The 20651-nt window shown below is 69.7% G+C and carries 16 protein-coding genes; 12 read left to right on the top strand and 4 right to left on the bottom strand.

The window, feature by feature from the left end:
- Positions 1–41 precede the first annotated feature (41 nt).
- Together AB0C19_RS01285 and AB0C19_RS01280 are read right to left on the bottom strand one after the other, a co-directional pair.
- Positions 42–893, bottom strand: coding sequence for an alpha/beta hydrolase (locus AB0C19_RS01285; protein ID WP_357177602.1), 852 nt, complete (start codon positions 891–893; stop codon positions 42–44).
- Between the two features lie 16 nt (positions 894–909).
- Positions 910–1743 (bottom strand): alpha/beta hydrolase, encoded by an 834-nt coding sequence (locus tag AB0C19_RS01280; RefSeq protein ID WP_357177600.1) that lies wholly within the window; start codon positions 1741–1743, stop codon positions 910–912.
- Positions 1744–1952: 209 nt separating this feature from the next.
- Between AB0C19_RS01280 and AB0C19_RS01275 the strand changes: the two genes are divergently transcribed.
- The 4 genes from AB0C19_RS01275 (at position 1953) to AB0C19_RS01260 (ending at position 8015) form a co-directional block, all read left to right on the top strand.
- Positions 1953–4826, top strand: a complete 2874-nt coding sequence (locus AB0C19_RS01275) for a BTAD domain-containing putative transcriptional regulator (protein ID WP_357177598.1) — start codon at positions 1953–1955, stop codon at positions 4824–4826.
- Positions 4827–4918: 92 nt separating this feature from the next.
- Positions 4919–5470: a helix-turn-helix transcriptional regulator gene (locus AB0C19_RS01270; protein WP_357177596.1), complete on the top strand. Its 552-nt coding sequence runs from the start codon at positions 4919–4921 to the stop codon at positions 5468–5470.
- Entirely contained in the window at positions 5467–6738 is a 1272-nt protein-coding gene (locus tag AB0C19_RS01265) for a CehA/McbA family metallohydrolase (RefSeq protein WP_357177594.1), read from the top strand. Before AB0C19_RS01270 ends, AB0C19_RS01265 begins: the two co-directional genes overlap by 4 nt.
- Before the next feature lie 191 nt (positions 6739–6929).
- Positions 6930–8015 carry a branched-chain amino acid aminotransferase gene (locus tag AB0C19_RS01260; protein WP_357177592.1) on the top strand — a complete coding sequence of 362 codons (1086 nt, stop codon included), beginning with the start codon at positions 6930–6932 and terminating at the stop codon, positions 8013–8015.
- 80 nt (positions 8016–8095) lie between these two features.
- Here AB0C19_RS01260 and AB0C19_RS01255 read toward each other — a convergent pair whose 3' ends face one another.
- Entirely contained in the window at positions 8096–9325 is a 1230-nt protein-coding gene (locus AB0C19_RS01255; RefSeq protein ID WP_357177590.1) for a helix-turn-helix domain-containing protein, read from the bottom strand.
- Between the two features lie 239 nt (positions 9326–9564).
- Here AB0C19_RS01255 and AB0C19_RS01250 point away from each other — a divergent pair, with 239 nt between their 5' ends.
- The 7 genes from AB0C19_RS01250 (at position 9565) to AB0C19_RS01220 (ending at position 17965) form a co-directional block, all read left to right on the top strand.
- Positions 9565–10482: a dihydrodipicolinate synthase family protein gene (locus tag AB0C19_RS01250; RefSeq protein WP_357177588.1), complete on the top strand. Its 918-nt coding sequence runs from the start codon at positions 9565–9567 to the stop codon at positions 10480–10482.
- A 178-nt stretch (positions 10483–10660) separates the two neighbouring features.
- Positions 10661–12706, top strand: a complete 2046-nt coding sequence (locus AB0C19_RS01245; protein WP_357177586.1) for a M6 family metalloprotease domain-containing protein — start codon at positions 10661–10663, stop codon at positions 12704–12706.
- Between the two features lie 85 nt (positions 12707–12791).
- Entirely contained in the window at positions 12792–13226 is a 435-nt protein-coding gene (locus tag AB0C19_RS01240) for a hypothetical protein (RefSeq protein ID WP_357177584.1), read from the top strand.
- Complete coding sequence (locus AB0C19_RS01235) at positions 13223–13801, top strand: TlpA disulfide reductase family protein (RefSeq protein WP_357177582.1); 579 nt, start codon at positions 13223–13225, stop codon at positions 13799–13801. The genes AB0C19_RS01240 and AB0C19_RS01235 overlap by 4 nt, the downstream gene beginning before the upstream one ends.
- Before the next feature lie 129 nt (positions 13802–13930).
- Complete coding sequence (locus AB0C19_RS01230; protein ID WP_357177580.1) at positions 13931–15826, top strand: CocE/NonD family hydrolase; 1896 nt, start codon at positions 13931–13933, stop codon at positions 15824–15826.
- A gap of 147 nt (positions 15827–15973) precedes the next feature.
- A complete protein-coding gene (locus AB0C19_RS01225; protein WP_357177577.1) occupies positions 15974–16198 on the top strand; it encodes a hypothetical protein in 225 nt (74 codons plus the stop codon).
- A 219-nt stretch (positions 16199–16417) separates the two neighbouring features.
- A complete protein-coding gene (locus AB0C19_RS01220) occupies positions 16418–17965 on the top strand; it encodes a ricin-type beta-trefoil lectin domain protein (protein ID WP_357177575.1) in 1548 nt (515 codons plus the stop codon).
- A 335-nt stretch (positions 17966–18300) separates the two neighbouring features.
- Here AB0C19_RS01220 and AB0C19_RS01215 read toward each other — a convergent pair whose 3' ends face one another.
- Positions 18301–19494: a DUF418 domain-containing protein gene (locus AB0C19_RS01215; protein WP_357177573.1), complete on the bottom strand. Its 1194-nt coding sequence runs from the start codon at positions 19492–19494 to the stop codon at positions 18301–18303.
- A gap of 226 nt (positions 19495–19720) precedes the next feature.
- Between AB0C19_RS01215 and AB0C19_RS01210 the strand changes: the two genes are divergently transcribed.
- A complete protein-coding gene (locus AB0C19_RS01210) occupies positions 19721–20608 on the top strand; it encodes a TetR/AcrR family transcriptional regulator C-terminal domain-containing protein (RefSeq protein ID WP_357177571.1) in 888 nt (295 codons plus the stop codon).
- Positions 20609–20651: the final 43 nt, after the last annotated feature.

Raw genomic sequence — 20651 nt, 5'->3', positions numbered from 1 at the left:
CCGTGGCATCGCGGTGAGCGACGCCACGGCCGGCTGTCGTGTCAGTCGGTCGCCTTGGCGGCCGCCTCGATCTGGTTCGTGACCGCTCCCGCGTCCGTGACCATGGACAGGTGGGGGGCGTTGATCTCGATGGCGTGCGCCTTGGCCCTCTTGGACATGGCGACCTGCTGAGCGGCAGGGATGACGGCGTCCTGCTTGCCGATCACCGACCACGAGGGAATGGTGCGCCAGGCCGGCTCGCCGGACTCCTCGACCAGGGCATTGAAGGCCAGCGGACGCTGCCGGGCCGCCAGCACCGCGACGTCCTTGGCGGAAATGGTCTTGTCGGCGAACGCCTTGCCGAAGATCGACGGCTTCACGTAGAGGTTGACATTGTGCGGGTCGTCGCCGGGGATCGCGACCTGGTCGAAGACGGTGGACGCTTCGGCCGCGAAGACCGAGCCCGGCACGGCCGAGGTCAGCGACAGCACCGTGTCGTGCTGGTCCGGGATGTACGCGTCGACGTACACCAGGGCCTTGACCTGCTTGTCGCCCAGAGCGGCGTTCGTGATGACCATGCCGCCGTACGAGTGCCCGACGAGGACGATCGGTCCGGTGATGGTGTCCAGGTACGCGCGCAGATTCGCGGCGTCGTTCTGCACGCCCGTCAGGAGGTTCGGCGGCGTGACCACCCGGTAACCGTCGTGCTGGAGCTTGGCCGCCACCTTGTCCCAGCTCGACCCGTCCGCCCACGCCCCGTGCACGAGCACGACTGTCGGCTTGACCGCTGCGGGGCGCGAATGCAAAGCGCTACTCGTCGAAGCCTGCGCGGTGCCGATACCGGCACCTACCAGGGTGAGGGCACCGATGGCCACGCCTACGGAGATGAGGCGCCGCCGGAAGGACAATGTCACAGTGTTTCCTTTCACTTCACTTCGCAAAGAAGTCGAGCAGGGCGGCGTTGACCTGATCGCTGTGGGTCCAGGCAATGGCGTGCGGCCCGCCCTCGATGACGAGGAAGCGCGAATCACCGACGAAGGCGGACACCCGCTGGCCGGTAACCGCGATGGGCAGGACTCGGTCCTGGTCGCCCTGAATCACGAGTACCGGCACGTCAATCTTGGACAGGTCGGCACGGAAGTCGGTGAGCCAGGTCGGGATACAGGCCACCGCGGCGACAGGAGATCCGGCCACGGCCACGTTCACACTTGCCTGGAACTCGTCGTCGCTGACCAGCGAGCCGCCATAGACGTCGAAGTTGTAGAAGTTCTTTAGGAACTGCTTGAGCCACCCGTTGCGGTCCGCCCGCGCGGCCTCAATGAACCCATCGAACAACGACTGCGGTGCGCCTTCGGGGTTATCGTCCGTCCGCAGGAGAAAAGGCGGGATCGGCGACATCAGCACGGCCTTCGCGACCCGCTCGGTGCCGTAACGACCCAGGTACCGGGCAACGTCGCCGGTTCCCATCGAGTGACCCACGAGAATGGCGTCGCGGACGTCCAGTTTCGTGAGCAGCACGTTCACGTCGTCGGCGAACGTGTCGACGTCGTACCCACCGTCGGGCTGGCTGGACTTGCCCCAACCCCGCCGGTCATACGTGATGACCCGGTAACCGGCTGCGAGTAGTGCGGAGACCTGCTTTTCCCAGGCCTGCCCGCTCAGCGGATAGCCGTGGCTGAGTACCACAGGCGTACCGGAGCCGTGATCCTCGTAATAGATCTCGATCGGGTCGGCTCCCTCTGAGCCAACTGTGACATGGGGCATGCGCACTCCTTGGGCTTGCGTTCCGCGTTGGAACCATGCCGAAGGTACGGAGATGACACCCTTTCGCGAATCGCCCGAACCACGTAGTCCCCGTTGTTGGCGACCGGCTCGTCGGACAACGAGAAGTGGGCGATGCGGGGGACCCGGGGCAAACCGCAGGCTGAGCCGAAAAGCGAAGCCGCTGCCCTTCCATCCCTAGGATGTCAATCGTGACGACGCCCGACCGCAGGCTGCCGGACGGGCCGCCGTCCCACTGCGAGTTCAAGGTCTTCGGCGGTCTCGGCTGCCGGCGAGACGGCTCGGACGTCGATCTTGGCCCGGTCCGCCAGCGGATCATCCTGGCCAAGCTCCTCGCCGCCGGGGGTGACGCGGTCAGCCTCGACACCATCATCGACAGCCTGTGGGACGAACAACCGCCGGCCAGCGCCGCCAACCAGATCCACCGCCACGTCGGGAACCTCCGGCGGATCCTCGAACCGGACCTGGACGTCCGCGAAACCGGTCGATACCTCCTACCGGCCGGTACGGGCTACCGGCTGACCCTCGCGACCGAGGCCTCCGATCTGGCCATGTATCGCGAGTTGGTCCGGCGGGCCCGCGAGGCGCTCGCCGGCGAGGACGTCATGGCCGGCGTCCGGGCGTACCTGACCGCTCTGGAGCTTGGCCGAAGCCCTGCGTTCACCGACCTTCCGGCCAGTGCGTTGAGCTCGCCGGAGTTCGTCGCCATCGAACGGGAGCGCGTCGCGGTGGCGCTCGCGGCCAGCGAGGCAGCGATCGCCCACGGCATGGCTGACACCGTGTTGACCCCACTGCTGAGCGTGGCCGCCGCGGTGCCGCTGGACGAGGCGCTACAGGCGTGCCTGATGCGCGCGTACGTGGCCACCGGTCACCGGGCGGAAGGGGTACGGGTCTTCGAGCGGACCCGTCAACGTCTCGCCGAGGAACTGGGGGTGGACCCGGGGCCGGAGCTGCGGGAGGCCTATCGGGAACTACTCGCCAGCGGCTGGACCCTGCAGGAGGAACTGCGCCCGCCGGAGGCTCCCCGGCCCGCACAGCTGCCGCCGCAGGTCGCGGGCTTCGTCCGCCGAAACGACGTGGCCGCCGTGCTCGACGACCAACTGTCCGACGCGTTCGGCGATGCCACCATCGTGATCACCGTGCTCGGCGGCATGGGTGGCATCGGTAAGACCGCGCTCGCCGTGCACCGGGCCCACCAGATCGCCAGCGAGTTCCCCGATGGCCAGTTGTTCCTGAACTTGAGGGGTCTCGATCCGGACGGACGCGTCATGTCACCGGAGGAGGCACTCGCCACGTTGCTCGCGTCCCTGGGCGAGCCGGCGGTCTCGTCACCGCAGGAGACCGTCGACGCGCAGGCAGCTCGTTACCGCAGTCGCCTCTTCGGTCGTCGCCTGCTGATCCTCCTGGACAACGCGCGCGACTCCGATCAGGTCCGCCCGCTGTTGCCAGCCTCCCGGGGCTGTCTGGTCATCGTGACGAGCCGCAACCGGATGACGAGCCTGGTCACCCGGGAGGGCGCACGTTACCTGCACGTCGATCGGCTGACCGGGGCCGAGTCCCGCCAGCTTCTGATCAACCGGCTCGGCGTCCGTCGCGCCACAGCGAACCCGGACGCGTTGGACAAGGTCATCACGCTCTGCGCCGGGCTGCCGCTCGCACTGGCGATCGTCGCGGCCCGCGTGGCCCTCAACCCGGCCCTGCCGTTGAGCGCGGCCCTCAGCGACGTCTCGGCGCCGTCCGCCCGACTCGACGCGCTGTCCAGCGCGGACTCGTCCGACGACGTCCGATCGGTGTTCTCGTGGTCGTACCAGTCGCTCGACCCAGCAACGGCGCAGGCGTTTCGTGCCCTCGCCGTCCACCCGGGTCCACTGATCCCGCTGGAGTCGGCGGCCAGTGTCGCCGGAGTCGGTCGCGCACAGGCGCGCGCACTGCTCATGGAACTGGTGACCGCGAATCTGCTCGACGAGTCGCAGCCAGGGCGGTATGTGCTGCACGACCTGTTGCGGGCCTACGCGGGTGAGCTCCTCGACGAGGATCAAGAACGCCCGCAGTACGAGCGGCGTCTCATCACGCATTACCTGCACTCGGCCCGCGCCGCGTACGCGACGCACCACCGGCAGCCAGTCGGCGCCGTCGGCGAACCGCCGTCAGAGGTGACGCCTGAATCGTTCGACAGCGTGCCACAGGCTGCCGCCTGGTACGCACGGGAACGGGCCGCCCTGTGGGCGACAATCGATCTGGCCCTCGCACACGGCCTCGGGCGGGACGCGGCGGCCATGGTCCTCGCCGCCTCGGCGCCGGGCAGCACCTCCATACCCCCGGGCCGGACACAGACCGCACTCGCGATCCTCGATCTGGTCAGCGTGCTCGGTGAGCCACTGATGGAGGCCGAACTTCTTCGTAGCGTCGGTGAGGTCTTCGCCCCGCTGCCGCAGGCCGACGAGCATCTCCGTCGATCCCTGTCCATCTTCGAAGGCGCTGGAGAGCTGGCCGGGCAGGCCGACGTCCTGCGAAACCTCGCCGTGCTGTCGTTGTCGCGTGGTGACCATGACGCCGCCAACGCGTACGGCGAACGCTCGGTGGATCTTGCCCGGCAGACGGGGCACCAGGAACTGCTCGCCGTTGCGCTGCTGACACTCACGAGAGCGCTCCTGGGGTCCTCTCGGTTCGAGACCGGCACACGGTTCGCGGACGAAGGGTTGTCCATTGCCGTGGCGCAGCACCTCGATCACCTGAAGATCTACTACGCACAGGTCATCGCCGAATCCTCCTGGAAACTTGGCCGGCTCGAACGAGCGGTGGAGGTGTCGGAGTGGGGATTGACGGAAGGCCTCTGTGAGTCGGACGGTCCCCGGTGCGCCGTCGCGGCGATCCTCGCGCGGGCCGCCTTCGATCTGGGCGACCTGGTGCGCGCGGAACGGGGGTGCCAGCAGTTCGAGAGCCTCATCGCCGACAACGGCTTCCGGGAACTCATCGAGTTCTCCGGCATGGAACAGGCCGAGACATACCGGACAATGGTCGCGTACGTCCGGGCCCGCCTGAGCCTGATGAGGGGTGCGTCGTGAGCGGCTAGGGCGAGCACTCAGTCTGCACTCGTCGTGCACCGCGGTGCGGTCGGATGGTCGTCGAGACCCCGAACCCTCGCCCGAGGAGCACCATGCGCCGCGTCGTAACCGAGCCTGCCCGAGTCCTTCCCCGTGCGGTACTGACCCCGCGGCAGGAACAGATCGCCCTGCTGGTGGCGGCCGGCTCCACGAACGTCGAGGTCGCGACGAACCTGGTCATCAGCACCCACACCGTCAAACATCACCTACGCGGAGTGTTCCACCGGCTGGGCGTCGCATCCCGCCGCGAACTGCGTGGCAGGCTGGCCGGCCACGACACGACCAACCACTTCGCCCAGAGTTGCTGCCTGACCAGCCAGGAGCGGGCCATCGCGCGGCGGGTCTCGAACGGCGCCTCCAACCGCGAGGTGGCGGCACAACTGTTCATCAGCCCGAGCACTGTGGACTATCACCTACGCAAGATCTTCCGCAAGCTCGGCATCACCTCGCGCAGAGAACTGGCGGGGCGGGACGCACGCGTTGCGCCCGAACTGGTCCGGCGACCAACCCCTGCACTAGCGACACCAGGCGTACCGCAGTGTTCGCCTGACCGACGACTCGGCTTGACGTCTCGGCCAGATCTATCTACATCCATATACCTATGACGGGACATCACCCACACCACTGCCATCACGACCACGGATCCGACGACGACGTGCCGTACGGCCAGGTGGAGATCCCCGCAGGCCTCGGCCGACGGGCGCTCCTGGCCGGTGCCGGCGGAACGCTGATGCTGGCCGCGCTACCGACCGCCGCCCGGGCGGCCAACACGACGATGGCCGGGGCCCCGACCGCTGCGGCCGGCGCCGGCCGGTCATCCCTGATCACCCAGGGCACGATGCTGGTCCACACCGACATGCACAACCACACGGTCATGTCGGACGGTGACGGCAGCGCCGAGGCCGCGTTCGCCTCGATGCGCGAGGCCGGTCTGGACGTCGCCGCGCTGACCGACCACGCCACCCTCTTCGCCATCGACGGGCTCAGCTCGTCCGAGTGGCGGACCACCGGTGACCTGGCCAACGCGGCCAACGACCCGGGCCAGTTCACAGCGATCCGCGGGTTCGAGTGGTCGCATCCGTTGCAGGGGCACATCAACGTCTGGAACACCTCCGACTTCGCCGACCTGTTGCGGGCCGGTAGCCCCGGCAGCCTGTACAACTGGCTCGCCGGCAGGCCCGGGGGTCTGGCGAGCTTCAACCACCCTGGTCGGGAGGCGGGCCGGTTCAACAACTTCTCCCTCAACGCCTCGGTCCGCAATCAGCTCGTGGGGCTGGAGATGTTCAACCGGACCGACGACTTCCTCTTCGAGGGCTGGTCGTCGGGTGTGACGTCACCGCTGGTGGCCTGCCTGAACGCCGGTTGGCGGCCGGCTCTGACCGGTGTCACCGACGAGCACGGCACCACGTGGGGCTTCCACGAGGGCAAGGGCCGCAGCGGCCTGTGGGTCGCCGAGAACACCCGCGCGGCGGTGTTCGAGGCGATGGCCGCCCGCCGTTCCTTCGCCACGCGCGTCTCGGGCCTCCGCGTTGACGCCACAGCCAACGGCGTACGCATGGGTGGGGTGCTGAACGTGACCTCCGGTGACGTCCGGTTCCTGCTGGATCTGGACCGCGGCTCGGCCTGGGACGGCAAGCCCCTGCGGATCCAGGTCCTCCGTCCCGGCACCTCGGCGCCGACCGTCGTCGACGTCATCGACACCGTCAACGGCCAGGTCACCGACTTCACAGTGCCGCTCAACGTCACCGACGGCGACTGGGTGGTGCTCCGGATCTCCGACCCGTCAGTGCCCAACGGCACCCCCGGCCCGGCCGGCCACCCCTGTAACGACTTCGCGGTGGCCTACACCAGCCCCTGGTGGCTGCGGCCCTGACCGTCGAGGTGCCGCTCCCGGCACAGCCGGCCAGCCGCCTGCGGCTGGCCGGTCGTTCCGGGTCGCCGCAATCTGTCCACGATCGGCGACAATACGGTCGGTATTCTGCACCTGTCATCCGACAAGCTCCCCCTGTGTTCGTTCGCGGTGACCTGAGCGCCCAGGGATGCGGCCATTGAGAGGACCCGGCGATGAGCCTGCCGTTCCCGTTGCACCAGAATCCGAGCCCGGCGAGCGCGCAGCGGCGAGCCGAGATCATGGCGAATCCGGGGTTCGGCAGGCACTTCACCGACCACATGGCACGGGCGGTGTGGAGGCCGGACGGCGGCTGGCAGGACTCCGAGATCATCCCCTTCGGTCCGATTCTCATGCACCCGGCGGCGGCCGTGCTGCACTATGCCCAGGAGATCTTCGAGGGGATGAAGGCGTACCGGCACCGGGACGGCTCGATCTGGTCGTTCCGGCCGCAAGCCAACGGCGAGCGCTTCGCCCGATCGGCCCGACGGCTGGCACTGCCCGAACTGCCGGTGCCGGACTTCATGGCCTCGGTCGAGGGACTGGTCCGTGCCGATCAGGTGTGGGTCCCGGACGAGAACGAATACAGCGTCTATCTGCGGCCGTTCATGTTCGCCTCCGAACCGTTCCTGGGAGTTCGCCCGGCCAAGGAGATCACCTACATGGTGATCGCCTGCCCCGTCGGCGCGTACTTCTCCGGTGGCGTCAAGCCGGTCTCCATCTGGCTCTCCACCGAGTACACCCGGGCGGCGCGGGGCGGTACGGGCGAGGCGAAGTGCGGCGGCAACTACGCCTCCAGCCTGGCCCCGATGGTCGAGGCCGCCGAGCACGGCTGTGAGCAGGTCTGTTTCCTGGACGCCGCCGAGGGCCGCTACGTGGAGGAGCTCGGCGGCATGAACCTCTACTTCATCACTGCCGACGGCCGGATCATCACCCCGGGACTCGGCACGATCCTCGAGGGCGTCACCCGGGGATCGATCCTCATCCTGGCCAAGGACCTGGGCCTGGAGGTCGAGGAGCGCCCGGTGGAGATCAGGGAATGGCAGGAGGGCGTGGCCTCCGGCGCTATCACCGAGGTCTTCGCGTGTGGCACCGGCGCCGTGGTCACGCCGGTCGGGCGCCTGGTCTGGGACGGCGGCGAGGTGACGGCCCCGGAGGCCGGCGCCGAGGGCTCGGTGACCATGCGGCTGCGCCGCCACCTGCTTGACATCCAGTACGGCCGGGCCGCCGACCCGCACGGCTGGATGACCCGCCTCGTCTGACGAGGTACGCCGGGACCGCCCCCACGGCCGCTCGGATCAGCCGCTGCTGTCCGTGGTCGCCCAACGGGCCGGCGGCGGTGTCACGGCGTGCGGTAATGGCCGGTGAGCCGACCGAGCTTCATGGCCAGGTGCAGGCACAGCCGTTCGTTGCCGTCCTTGAGGTCGGTCCCGGCGAGCTGCTCCACCCGTTGCAGCCGGTAGTAGAGGGTCGTCCGGTGCAACCGGAGCTTCTCGGCGGTCGCGTGCGCGTTGCCCGCCAGGTCGAGGTAGGCCTCCAGGGTCTCCAGCAGCACCTGGTGGGCATCGTCGCGCAGCAGCCGCTCCAGCCCGGGATGAACACCCGCGACGTCGAGGTGCTCGCTGTCCAGTTGAGACAACACGCGGTAGATGCCCAGGCCGGCCCAGGAGACGACCCCGCCCAGCGCGGGTAGTTGTGTGCCGACCCGGGCGGCGTGCGCAGCCTCCTGGTAGGAATCGACCGCGCTGGAGAGCCCGCCGCGAGGCTGTCCGATCCCGGTCACCGTCCGGTCCACCGAGGCCAGGCCCCGGGTCGAGGCGCCCAGCGCGTCGTTGAGATGAGCGGCGGAGGCCTCCGGCGAGGGGCGGCCAGCGACCCGGTCGCCGCAGACCAGCAGCACCCCATGGTCGTGCCAGACCAGGTGCAGTGTCTCCCGCACGCCGATCCACCGGCGGGTGGCTACCAGGGCCTGTTCAAGGGCGATCCGGGCCACCTCGTCGGGCTGCCTCCCAGCGGCCGGCACGAGCTGGGCGACGAGCGCGACTGTCGCCCCGTCGGCGACCACCACGCCTTCCTCCAGCAGCGCCCGCGCCGCGTGCTCGCGCGCCTGCCGGCTCTCCACCAGCAGGGTGCGGGTGGCCTCGGTCTCCCGCTGTGAGGCGAGTTCACCGAGCAGGTTCTCCCGGTACAGGGCCAACGACAGGTCGGTGAAGGGGCCGGTCGCGGTGGCGATGTCGGCGTCGGTCATCGAACCGTCCGCGTCGATGAACCAGACGAACCCGAGCAACAGGTCGTCGTGCCGGATCGGCACGCAGACCCTCGCCAGCAGGTCCAGCTCGGCGCACGCGGGGGTGCGGACCGGCGCGTGCGCCGTGAGTATGCCCCTGTCTCGGAACCAGGCGATCACCTCCGGCGTCGTCTGCCGGCGCAGGATCGACGTCCGGCGGACGTCGTCCATCGGGCCGTCGTGCTCGCTGTAGGCGACCACCCGCTGTCGCCGGTCCTCGATGAGGGCGGGTCGCCCCACCCGGACGGCGACGGCGTCGACGATTCGCTGGAGCTCACCGTGCATGTAACTCCCAAGGTTGCGCTGCGTGACAGGGATCGCGCGACCGCCAGTCCTTACCCTCCGGTGCGGGTGGGTCATCGCGCAAGGTCCACTGTCGAAGTCACGACAAAAAGACGGGCCGCGTCGCGACGGTTCCGGCATCTGTCCGAAGACCAGGGGCGACAGGCGTTCCTAGGGTTCCGGTACGGACCGCACCAGCACCGCGCTCGGTGCGGGTGGGATGACGGGCGGGGGATTGCCGAGTGGGAGCTGGTAGGCCCTGGCAGGGCGTGCTGGTCGCCATCGCCACGCCGTTTCGCGCCGACCTGTCGGTCGACTTCGACAAGCTTCAGGAACACGTCCGTTGGCTCGCCTCCGAGGGGTGCGACGGGGTTTCGCCGTGCGTGTCGATGGGGGAGTACCGGGCCCTCTCCGACGATGAGCGGGCCGCGGTGGTGAGGGCGACGGTGCAGGCCGCACCGTCCGGCTGCGCTGTGGTGCCCGGCGTCGGCGGTTACGGCAGCAGGCAGGCCCGCCGTTGGGCGGAACAGGCCGCCGAGGCCGGTGCCCACGGCGTGCTCGCGCGGCCACCCGACGGACCGGCCGCCCGCCCCGCCGACGTGGTCGCCCACTACCGGGAGGTGGCGGCGGTCGGCCTGCCGGTGGTCGCCCACAACGACCCGTACGACTCCCGGTTGGACCTCACGCCGGACCTGCTGGCGACCGTCGCCGAGATCGACGGGATCGTCGCGGTCAAGGAGGTCACCGGCGACGTACGCAGGTTGCACCGCCTGCGGGACCTCTGCCCGCACGTCGACGTGCTGGTCGGCGCGGACGACGTGGTGCTCGAACTGGTGCTGTGTGGCGCCGCCGGATGGGTCGCCACCCTGCCCAACGCGCTGCCCCGCCAGGCCGTGCGCCTGTACGAGCTGTGCGCCGCCCGCGATCTGGGCCGGGCGCTGCCGCTCTACGCCGAGCTGCACCCGATCCTCGGCTGGGCCTCTCGGCCGGAAGCCGTGCAGGCCGTCAAGCTCGCCATGGAGTGCGCCGGACGGTTCGGTGGGCGCTGCCGTCCACCGCGCGGACCGCTGTCCGGGACTGCCGCCGACCGGGTGCGCCGCGACGTGCTGCGGGCCCTCGCGGCAACGGCCGATCCGGCTTCCGGGACCGGCCCTGGCTGATCCGCCGGTGGGCGCCGGTCATTCAGGTGTCGGAAGTCGCCGGCCCACCTGCCGACATCTGCACAGTGACCGGCACCGGCCCGTACTCCTAGATTCGCTGCGCGGCCTGCTGACAGGTGTTCCGCTACACCCCCACCGGGACGCCGGCGCCGCGTTTCCTCCGACGAGAGGTGGTTCCGTGCACCGTGCTACCCCCCACCGCACCCGGCTGAGGCGGGCCGTGCTGGCCGCAGCCGTGGTGACCACGCTCGTGGCGACCGGCGCGGCGCAGGCCGCCGCGGCCCCGGCCAACCCGGCCGGCGGCACCGCGCCGTTCCAGGTCCTCGACCCGCAGGCCTGGCAGAACCCGGACACGATGACCTGGAACGACTACAAGGCCGTGCCCGGCAAGAACTGGGCCGACCCGAGCGTGTCCGGCTCGGTCCGTAACTTCAAGATCGCCCTGGTGGCGCTCGACTATCCGGACGAGACGTTCGCGGTCTCCCAGCGGGCCCGCTCGACGGTCTTCGGCAACCCCCAGTCCGTCGCGACAAACATTCCCCGGGCGGACGTGCCGAAGTTCTACCAGGACTTCCTGAACACCCCGAACACCCTCAACAAGGGCCACACGCTGCACGAGTACTGGATGCAGGACTCCAACGGTCGCTACGGCGTCGACCTCACCGGGTTCGGGCCGTACCAGATGCCGGCCAAGTCCTACCAGTACGGGCTGGACAACGGGTTCAACCCGGGCGCCTGCCCGAGCGGGGACGTGTGTGGCAAGAACATCCGTACCGACGGCCTGGGCGCCTGGCGGGCTGCCGTCGGCGAGGAGGTCGCCAACCAGTACGAGCTGGTGTTCATCCTCAGCGCCGGCCAGGACGAGTCGTCGACCTGGCAGGAGTTCGGGCAGATGATCTTCCAGAACAAGGAGGACGTGCCGGATGCCTGGGGCCCGCCGGACCCCAACCTGCCGAACTGGGCTAAGACCCGCTACGTGGACTGGACCTCGTGGAAGGCGGCGGCGACACTGTGGCCGAACGCCGGTGGCGGGTCCTCGACGCAGGGGGAGAGCTCCGGCATGGGCGTCTACGCCCACGAGCTGACCCATCTGCTGGGCATCGGCGACAACTACAACAACCCGTACGGCGAGCCGCTGCGCAGGGCGTACACCGGGATCTGGAGCATGATGTCGCGCGGGTCGTTCAATGGCCCGGGCGGCCCGCACACCCGCTGGCAGATCCCGCCGACCAACGGCGGCTCGATGGGCTCGCTGCACACGGTGCGGGACAAACTCAAGATCGGCCTGCTCGGTGAGGAGCACGTGCTGCGGCTGTCACGGGAGTCGCTGGCCTCGTCGGGCCTGGTGGTCGCGCAGGTCACGGCCCGGGCGGTCGACGCCGGCCAGAAGGGTCTGAGCGGCGTGAACATCGCGCTGAACAAGGACCTGTCGCCGACGTGTGGCGTCACCACCGACCCGTTGTGCGACGGTGGCAACTTCAACAACTACACGGTCGAGGTCGTCGACCGGATGGGCGCGGACTCCTTCACCCCGGACAGTGGCGTGCTGGTCAGCAAGACGAAGAACGCCGACAGTGCGCCCTTTCAGTGGGTGGTGGACGCCAACCCGCAGGATATCGACATGATCGACTTCTACCGGCCCGACGGCACCCCGCAGAAGATCACCATGGGTGACTACCGGCAGCTCTCCGACGCGCTGTTCCACGCCGGCGCGGACACCGGAAGCCAGTACGAGTACGTCGACGAGGCCAACCGGCTGCACTTCTACATCATCGACCTCAAGCGGGACTCGGCCGGCTCGCTCTCCTACACCGTGGCGGTGCGTTCGCTCGACGGCACCGGCGGGCCGAGTAGTCACGGCGTGCTGCTGGGCAAGGGCGAGGTGAGCGGCGGCGGCAAGCCGACCAACCGCGGGGTGACCTGCTCGTTCGAGCTGACCAACACCGGTTCCTACTCGGCCGGCGGGCAGCAGCACCCGGAGGACGTCAGCGCGTACCTGAAGTCGGACGTCTTCCGCCTGTCGGCGGAGGTCGCCGGCAAGGGCTGGCGGACCTGGCTGCCCAACCAGCTCGCCACCGCGCAGTTCGGCAAGGCCACCACTGTCAAGGTGTCGGTGGGCGCCACCGCCGCCGCCGCGAACACCGGTTTCGTGAAGCTCACCGCGACCTCGGAGAGCGACCCGACGAAGACGGTGACCAAGCAGTGCCGGGTCGAGAAGTCCTGACCTGCGCCCGAGGTTGACCCCGTTCCTGCCGGGTCCGCGGCGGTAGGCCGCCACGGACCCGGCAGGCGGACGGAAGGAGGATGACGTGCGGCGAAGCATCGTGACTCTGCTCTCCCTGCTGCTGGCTGGCGCTACCGGCTGCGGCACCGTCGGCGCCGCCCAGGAGGCTGTCGATCCGACGACCGTCCGGGTCCTGGTTCGCGACATCAACATCCGGGCCGCGGGCGTGGACTGCGCCGGAACCGGTCCGTACCAGCACTTCCACAACCGGGCGCCGTTCCGCGTGCTCGACCCGGACGGGGCGGCGCTGGCGAGCGGGCAGCTACCGGCGGGGACCGCGGTGGCCGCCTTCGCCGAGGATCTGGGGGTCGAGCGTCTGCCCACCTACTGCGAGTTCGCCGTTGGAGTGCGCGTGCCGCAGCGGGCCTCCTATCGGCTGGAGGTGGACGGCCGGCCGGCGCTCGACCTGACGCCGGACAGCAGCGAGGGCCCGGCGCTCGTGGCGGTGGTGCCGTCATGAGGCGGGTGTTCCTGCCGCTGGTGCTGGCGGCGGCGCTGCTGGGCGGATGCAGCACGCCCGAGCCCGCGCCCGCCCCGACGCCCGTCGGAGGGGCGGCGGCGCTGCCCGGGCCGGTCCCCGCCGACCTGGCGTTGCGCCCGGCGCCCGGCACCGCCCCGGCCGCCCCGGCGTTCACCGGCGCACTGACCGACGGCACACCGTTCGCCGCCGCCGAGCTGTGGGCGCAGCGTCCCGTGGTCCTCACCTTCTTCAGCTCCTGGTGCACCACCTGCGCCAGCCGCCAGGCCGCTCTCAGTGAGCTGGCCCGCAGCTATCGGGACCGGGTGGTCTTCGTCGGTGTGACCGGCGCGGACCAGGCCGACGAGGTCCAGGACTACCTCCGCGCTCACCGGGTGGAGTACCCGGTGGTCGTGGACGACCAGCAGACGATCTGGCGTTCGTACGCGGTGCGGGAGCCGCCGACCGTCGTGCTGGTGGCCAAGGGCGGCGCCCTGCTCCGCGGCTGGCCGGGTGGCCTGGACGCCCCGACACTCGACCGGCGGCTGCGGGAGCTGGTGCTGGCCGACCAGCCGTAGTCCCGTCACCCGGGCACCCCGGGTGCGGCCCGCGTCGAAGCACACCCGGCGAAGTTCCTACAGGTGCAGGTGGTGGCGCAGGCCACCGGCTCGTAGCGTACGCAGCCTCGGACACATCAAGGAGAATGCATGCCTACAGTGGGAACGCGCTGGCGCACAGGCGTGGCCGTACTGTCCGCGACTGTGCTCGCCGCCCTCGGCGCGGCGCCGCAGGCGCAGGCGGCGGACGGCCCGCCGTCGATCGTCGTCCAGGACGGCGTCACCCAGCCGGTGTTCGGCTACGCCGACGCCATTCGGGAACGCCTGTTCATCGACTCCACCTTCGACAGCGACAACGACGGTCTGCGCGACATCATCGCGTTCGACCTGATGCGGCCGGCGGCGACCGCGCAGGGGCTCAAGGCCCCCGTGGTGATGGACGCCAGCCCCTACTACTCGACGGTCTGCCGAGGCAACGAGTCCGAATGCAAGGCGGACCTCGACGGCGACGGGCTGCTCGACAAGTGGCCACTGTTCTACGACAACTACTTCGTGCCGCGCGGCTACGCGGTCATCCTGCTGGACATGGTCGGCACCAACAACTCCACCGGCTGCCCGACCACAAACGCCAACCAGGACAACCTGAGCGCCAAGCAGGCCATCAACTGGCTCAACGGCCGGGCCACCGCCCGTAACGCCGCCGGCGAGGTCGTCAAGGCGGACTGGCACAACGGCAAGACGGGGATGATCGGCAAGTCGTACGACGGCTCGCTGGCGATGGCCACGGCGGTGACCGGCGTGAAGGGCCTGACCACTGTCGTACCCATCAGCGGACCGACCGAGTACTACGACTACGTGCGCAGCAACGGCGTGGTCACCCGTGGCAACAGCTACGTGTCCTCGCTGGCCAACACGGTCACCAACCCCGAGCGCCGGGACTACTGCAAGCCGGTGCGCGACGCGATAGGCGCCGCCGACGGCGACGAGCACGGCGACTACACGGCCTTCTGGAACGAGCGCAGCTACGTCAAGAAGGTCCCCAACGTCACCGCCAGTGTGCTGCTCTACCACGGCCTCAACGACGACAACGTCCGGCCGGACCACTTCAGCAAGTTCTGGTACGCCCTGGCGGAGAACAACGTGCCGCGCAAGCTGTGGCTGTCGCAGGAGGGCCACGTCGACCCGTTCGACTCGCGCCGCGCGGTGTGGGTGTCGACGCTGCACAGGTGGTTCGACTTCTGGCTGCAGAACGTCGCCAACGGCATCATGGACGAGCCGCGGGTGGACCTGGAGCGCTCCGCCGACGTGTGGGAGACCCACGCCGACTGGCCGGTCCCCGGCAAGGCCGACACGGAGGTGTTCCTCCAGCCCGGCACCACCGGCGCGGGCGGTCTCGGGCTGGTGCCCACCACGAAGCCGGCGACCGGCGCGTTCCAGGACAGCCGCACGCAGAGCCAGAACACCATGATCCTCAACCCGGACGTGGTGCAGCCCAACCGGCTGGCCTTCCTCTCCGCGCCACTCACCGCGCCGCTGCACATCTCCGGCACACCCACAGTGCAACTGCGGGCCTCCGCCGATCAGACCGACACCAATCTCGGGGCGATCCTTGTCGACTACGGCACCGACGAGCGGGTCGCGCACCGGGCCTCCGGCGAGGGGATCATCACCCTGACCACCGAGGACTGCTGGGGCCAGAGCAGCCCGACCGACGACGGCTGCTACAAGCAGACGACGAAGCGGGTGGCCACTGCCGACTACGAGCTGGTCACCAAGGGCATCATGGACGCCCAGAACCGGCAGTCGATCCGCGTCGCCGTGCCGCTGGTGCAGGGGGAGTCATACAACTTCAGCTTCCCGTTGCTGCCCGAGGACTACGTCTTCAAGCCCGGCCACCGGATCGGCGTGATCATCGTGGCCAGCTACCCGCAGTACTCCAGCCAGGCGGACACCACCGCCGCGAACCTGCAGGTCGCGCTGAAGAGCAGCAACATCGTCCTGCCCGTGGTCGGCGGCACCGCCGCCGCACACGCCGCCGGCCTCTGACCGGCTGACCGACGGGCCGCCCTGCGCGGCTCGTCACCGGGGCGGCCCGGCGATCAACCCTCCACCGAGGGCTACCGATCGCCGGGCCGATCGGTCGTCATTGGAGGACCGCTGAGGGGCGGCGGTAAGGGTCGGTCGCGGCACCTGGTGGCGCTGCGTCCCACGTACGAGATCCGGATCGGCGGCGAGAAGGCGGCAGAGGTCCGTAAGAAGCTGCTCACGCCGTTTCGCGACAGGTTCACCATCGACGTGCCGGGGCCTGATGACCTGGAGATGAAGGGTGACCTGCTCGACCACGAGTACGTGATCGAGCGCGGCGGCACCGAGGTGGCCTCGGTCTCCAAGCGGTGGCTGACGATCCGGGACACCTAGGCCGGGCACCGCGCCCCTGCTCGCGGCGTTGGATGTGCTGGGTTCGGCCGTGCGGTCCGGACAGCCGCCCGAGCGTGCGGACACCACTATGGCATTGACAGAGATTTATCTCCCGGTCCACACTCTCTGTGCGAGAGAGCGCTCTCCGCGCCGTTCGGTACCTCCTCCGCCACCGCCGGTCCGCAGTCGACCTGCCGCCGGGAGCTGGAAGGAATCGCCATGAACCGTGCACCGAGGATGTTCGGCATCGCCGCCGTGGTGCTCGCCACGCTCGGCCTCACGCCGACCGCGGGCTTCGCCGACCCGGGTCCGGCTCCGGACGCGCCGAGCGCTTCGCCCACCCTGGACATGGACCCCGCGATGGTCGCCGCCATGCGGAGGGATCTGCACCTCACCGACGCCCAGATCGTCAAGCGGGTACGGGTCGAGGCCACCGCGCCCGCTGTCGAGCGGCGGCTGCGCGCGAGGCTCGGCCCGTCGTTCGCCGGCGCCTGGATCCCGGAGGGCGGCGATCGCCTGACCGTCGCGGTCACCGACACCTCCGCCATCACCGTGGTACGCGCGCAGGGCGCGGACGTGAGCGTCGTCTCCCGCAGCGAGAAGCAGCTCAACGCTACGCTGGCGGCGCTCGACCGACACGGTGCCAAGGCCGGCGGTAGCGTCCACGGCTGGTACGTCGACGTCCAGGCCAACCGCGTCGTCGTGCGGGTGAAGCCCGGCGGCGAGGCAGCCGCCAGAGCGTTCGCCCGGCAGAGCGACGTCGCCGTCGACGCCATCGCCGTCGTCGAGGCCCCCGAAGCACCCCGGCCCCTGTACGACGTCCGCGGTGGCGACCAGTACGTCATCAACGGCAACACGCTCTGCTCGGTCGGCTTCGCGGTCGTCGGCGGCTTCGTCAGCGCCGGACACTGTGGCGGAGTTGGTAGCCCCACCCTCGGCTACAACAACGTCGCACAGGGCAGCTTCGCGGGCTCGTCCTTCCCCGGCAACGACTACTCGTGGATCCGTACCAACAGTTCCTGGACACCTCAGCCGTGGGTCAACAACTACTCCGGCGGCAACGTGACGGTGGCAGGTTCGCAGGACGCCGCGATCGGCAGCTCGGTGTGCCGGTCCGGCCGTACGACCGGCTGGCGCTGCGGCACGATTCTGGGCCGCAACGAGACGATCAACTATGCCCAGGGCGCCGTCTCCGGCCTGAGCCGCAGCAACGCCTGTGCCGAGCCCGGGGACTCCGGCGGCTCCTGGATCTCGGGGAACCAGGCGCAGGGCGTGACCTCGGGCGGGTCCGGTAACTGCAGTTCCGGTGCCACGATGTGGTTCCAGCCGGTCAACGAGATCCTCAGCACCTATGGACTCAGTCTGATCACCTCCGGCGGAGGCGGTAACACCCGCTTGATCAGTAACTGGAACAACAAGTGCATAGACGTGCCGTCGTCCAACTTCTCCGAAGGAGTACCGCTGCAGACCTGGGTATGCAATGGCACTGCCGCCCAGGCCTGGACGTTCAGCGGCGGGGCGTTGCGGTCCCAGAACAACAAGTGCATGGACGTCTCCGGCGGGTCCACCGCCAACGGTGCGGTCGTTCAGCTCTGGTCCTGCAACGGCACCGGTGCTCAGCAGTTCGTCCTGTCGGCGGCCGGCGACCTGGTGAATCCGCAGGCAAACAAGTGTGTCGACATCGACGGCTGGAACGGCAACGACGGCGCGCGTCTGATCATCTGGGACTGCGCCGGCACCGCCAACCAGAAGTGGCGGCAAGGCTGACCCCTTCAACGACGAGCTCACGGCCAGGCTCCGTCCCCTCGTCATGGCCCTCCCGGTTGGTACGCCACCGGCGGCGGCAAGGTCGGAGCGCGGCCACCGATGCGGTCAGCGACCGAGCCGGTCCTCGTCGCCGACAGTGCTGCACGCCGGCCCCCGGCGGCTGTCGGCGGGATCTGACCGAAGCTCGCGGGTGGTCGCCATGCACGTTCGGATGGTCTGGGGTACGTAGGCCGGGTCGCCGGCCGGGCACGGCCGCACACCTGGACGCCGCCGCGCAGCCGGCCGGTCGATGATGGTCGCCGTCCGGCCGCGCAGGTTGTTCGGAGCTGTCGGGCCTACCGGCGCATGGCGGGTCGCCTGCCGTGGGTCCACGCGCGCAACGCCCATTCCAAGGGGCCGTACCGGAACCGCCGCATCCACCAACGACTGGCTGCCACCTGGACCACAAAGATCGTCAGTGCGATGAGCAGCGTCTGCACCGGCGCGGTGTGGCCGGCCAGGCCCAGCCCGACGCCGGTGAAGACGAGCACGCAGATGAGCGACTGGCCCAGGTAGTTCGTCAGCGCCATGCGCCCCGCGGGCGCCAACGCGTCCGCGACGCGCGGACGCCGTGTGAACAGACGCAGCAGAGTCGCGGCGTAGGCCGCCGCGAGGAACGGCGCGGTGACGATGCTGACCATCAGGCCGGTCATGTTCGCCGTGCCGCCGCCGATCGCGAACACGGCGGCGCCGGCCAGGCCGACCGGATAGCCGACCCGCTCGCATCGGCGCAGCACGTTCTCGTGGGCGTGCGCGGCGGCGAGCATCCGGTGCTTGCCAGCGGCCAGACCGACGAGGAACGCGGCGAAGGCCAACGGTCCTTGCACGGCAAGGGTGCCGAGCATCGCCGGCAACGAGCGCAGGTGCTCGAGGACGACATCACCGAGCCCGCCGCGTAGGGCCTCCGTCGAACGCGCACCGGCGGTGACCGCGGCGGCCTGGTCCGGGACCACAGCGGCACCGAGAACCGCGGCCAGACCGACAACGAACGCGGTAACGCCCACGATGACCGCCGCCGTACGCAGGGCGGAGCGCGGCTCGATCCGCCGTATGGCGAGCAGTACGAGACCCAGCAACGCGTACGTGGTGAGGATGTCACCGTGGAACAGCAGCACCGCGTGCAGCGCCCCGAGTACGAACAACCCGGACAGCCGGCGTAGGAACGACCGGCCGAAGGCCGCCCCACGCCGGGCCGCCGAGTCGAGTTGCAGGGTGAAGCTGTAGCCGAACAGGAATGAGAACAGCAGGTACGCCTTCATCGCGAACAGCAGTTCGACGGCACCTGCCACCAGCCGGTCGAGCGCACCGTACGACGGATCGCTGACCAGTTGGAACGCATATCCGGAGCTGAAGTACCACACGTTCACCAGCAGGATGAGCAGCAGCGCAATCCCGCGCAACGCGTCGACGACGTTGATCCGGGCGCCGTCGATGCTCCCAGCGGTTGCATCCGGGACATGGCCCTGCTGGCCGGGGCGGAGCACAGTCATGACATCGCTCCTCGCGAGACGCTTGTGTCGGCGTACGAGGCAGCGACCGGTTCGCGGGTCACCGCGCGGCCACCGGGGCCATCGGCGGCGTTACGAAGCGACTTCAGAGCAGTGGAATCAGTCATGTCGTACAGCGTATGAGTGCACTAGCTGCCATCAACAGTGAGGCTGGCACCCGTATTTGTCCACGGGGTACCGTGACTGCACTAGTGCACGGGAGGCTGTTGTGGAGGAACCGCCGTACCGTCGGATCGCCGCCGATCTCGCGGACCGGATCTTGTCGGGCGAGCTCGCGCCCGGGGTGAGGATCCCGTCGACCCGGCAGCTCATGGCCGAGTACGGGATCGCGATGGCGACCGCGACGAAGGTCCTGGCAACGCTGCGCGAACGGGGTCTCGTTGAGCCCCTGCGGGGCGTCGGCACAGTGGTCGCCGCGGCCGGTGCGGGTAGAGCACCCGACCCTGATCGCGAGCAGGTGGTCGCCGCCGCCGTGGCCATCGCCGCCGCCGAGGGGTTGCACGGCCTGTCGATGCGCCGGCTCGCCGGCCAGCTCGGCATTCCGACGATGGCGATCTACCGGTACGTGGCCGACCGCGAAGAGCTGGTGCTGTTCATGATCGACAAGGTGATGGCCGACAACCCGCCCCCGGCCCTCACCCCGGACCACGACGGCTGGCGGGTCTGCCTGGAGGCCGTCGCCCAGTTGCAGTGGGCGATGTACCGTCGGCACACCTGGCTGGCCCAGGCGCTCTCCTTCACCCGGCCACTGCCGGCCCCGCACGCCATGGCCCACACCGAGTGGATGATGCGCGCCCTGGAGGGGCGCGGGCTCGACCTGAACGCACAGTTCACGGCGGCGGTGGCGGTGGCCAACTACGTGCGCGGCACGGCGGTGAACCTGGCCGAGGAGGCGCAGGCCGAGCAGGACAGCGGCCTGACCGACACCCAGTGGGTGGCGGCCCACGGAGAACGGATCGGCGCGGCTCTGGCCGACGGGCGGCTCCCGCTGATGGCCCGCTTCATCACCGCCGACGACATGGTCTGGAGCCTGGACACGCTCTTCGAGTTCGGCCTCCAGCGCCTCCTCGATGGCCTCGCCCCGCTCCTGCGCTGACGTCAGGGGCCTTTACCGGGCCGGCGGCAATGGAGACCGCCGG

This window comes from Micromonospora sp. NPDC048842, from assembly GCF_040649935.1.
Classification (GTDB): domain Bacteria; phylum Actinomycetota; class Actinomycetes; order Mycobacteriales; family Micromonosporaceae; genus Micromonospora; species Micromonospora hortensis.
The sequence above is the reverse complement of the archived record's forward strand: the minus strand, read 5'-3'. Positions and strand labels throughout refer to the sequence as shown.

Bases quoted from the DNA above. Each gene is read 5' to 3' on its own strand.
- AB0C19_RS01270 (WP_357177596.1), top strand. From the start codon at position 4,919: ATGCGCCGCGTCGTAACCGAGCCTGCCCGAGTCCTTCCCCGTGCGGTA.
- AB0C19_RS01230 (WP_357177580.1), top strand. From the start codon at position 13,931: ATGCCTACAGTGGGAACGCGCTGGCGCACAGGCGTGGCCGTACTGTCC.
- AB0C19_RS01260 (WP_357177592.1), top strand. From the start codon at position 6,930: ATGAGCCTGCCGTTCCCGTTGCACCAGAATCCGAGCCCGGCGAGCGCG.
- AB0C19_RS01265 (WP_357177594.1), top strand. From the start codon at position 5,467: ATGACGGGACATCACCCACACCACTGCCATCACGACCACGGATCCGAC.
- AB0C19_RS01220 (WP_357177575.1), top strand. From the start codon at position 16,418: ATGAACCGTGCACCGAGGATGTTCGGCATCGCCGCCGTGGTGCTCGCC.
- AB0C19_RS01215 (WP_357177573.1), bottom strand. From the start codon at position 19,494: ATGACTGTGCTCCGCCCCGGCCAGCAGGGCCATGTCCCGGATGCAACC.
- AB0C19_RS01280 (WP_357177600.1), bottom strand. From the start codon at position 1,743: ATGCCCCATGTCACAGTTGGCTCAGAGGGAGCCGACCCGATCGAGATC.
- AB0C19_RS01235 (WP_357177582.1), top strand. From the start codon at position 13,223: ATGAGGCGGGTGTTCCTGCCGCTGGTGCTGGCGGCGGCGCTGCTGGGC.
- AB0C19_RS01255 (WP_357177590.1), bottom strand. From the start codon at position 9,325: ATGCACGGTGAGCTCCAGCGAATCGTCGACGCCGTCGCCGTCCGGGTG.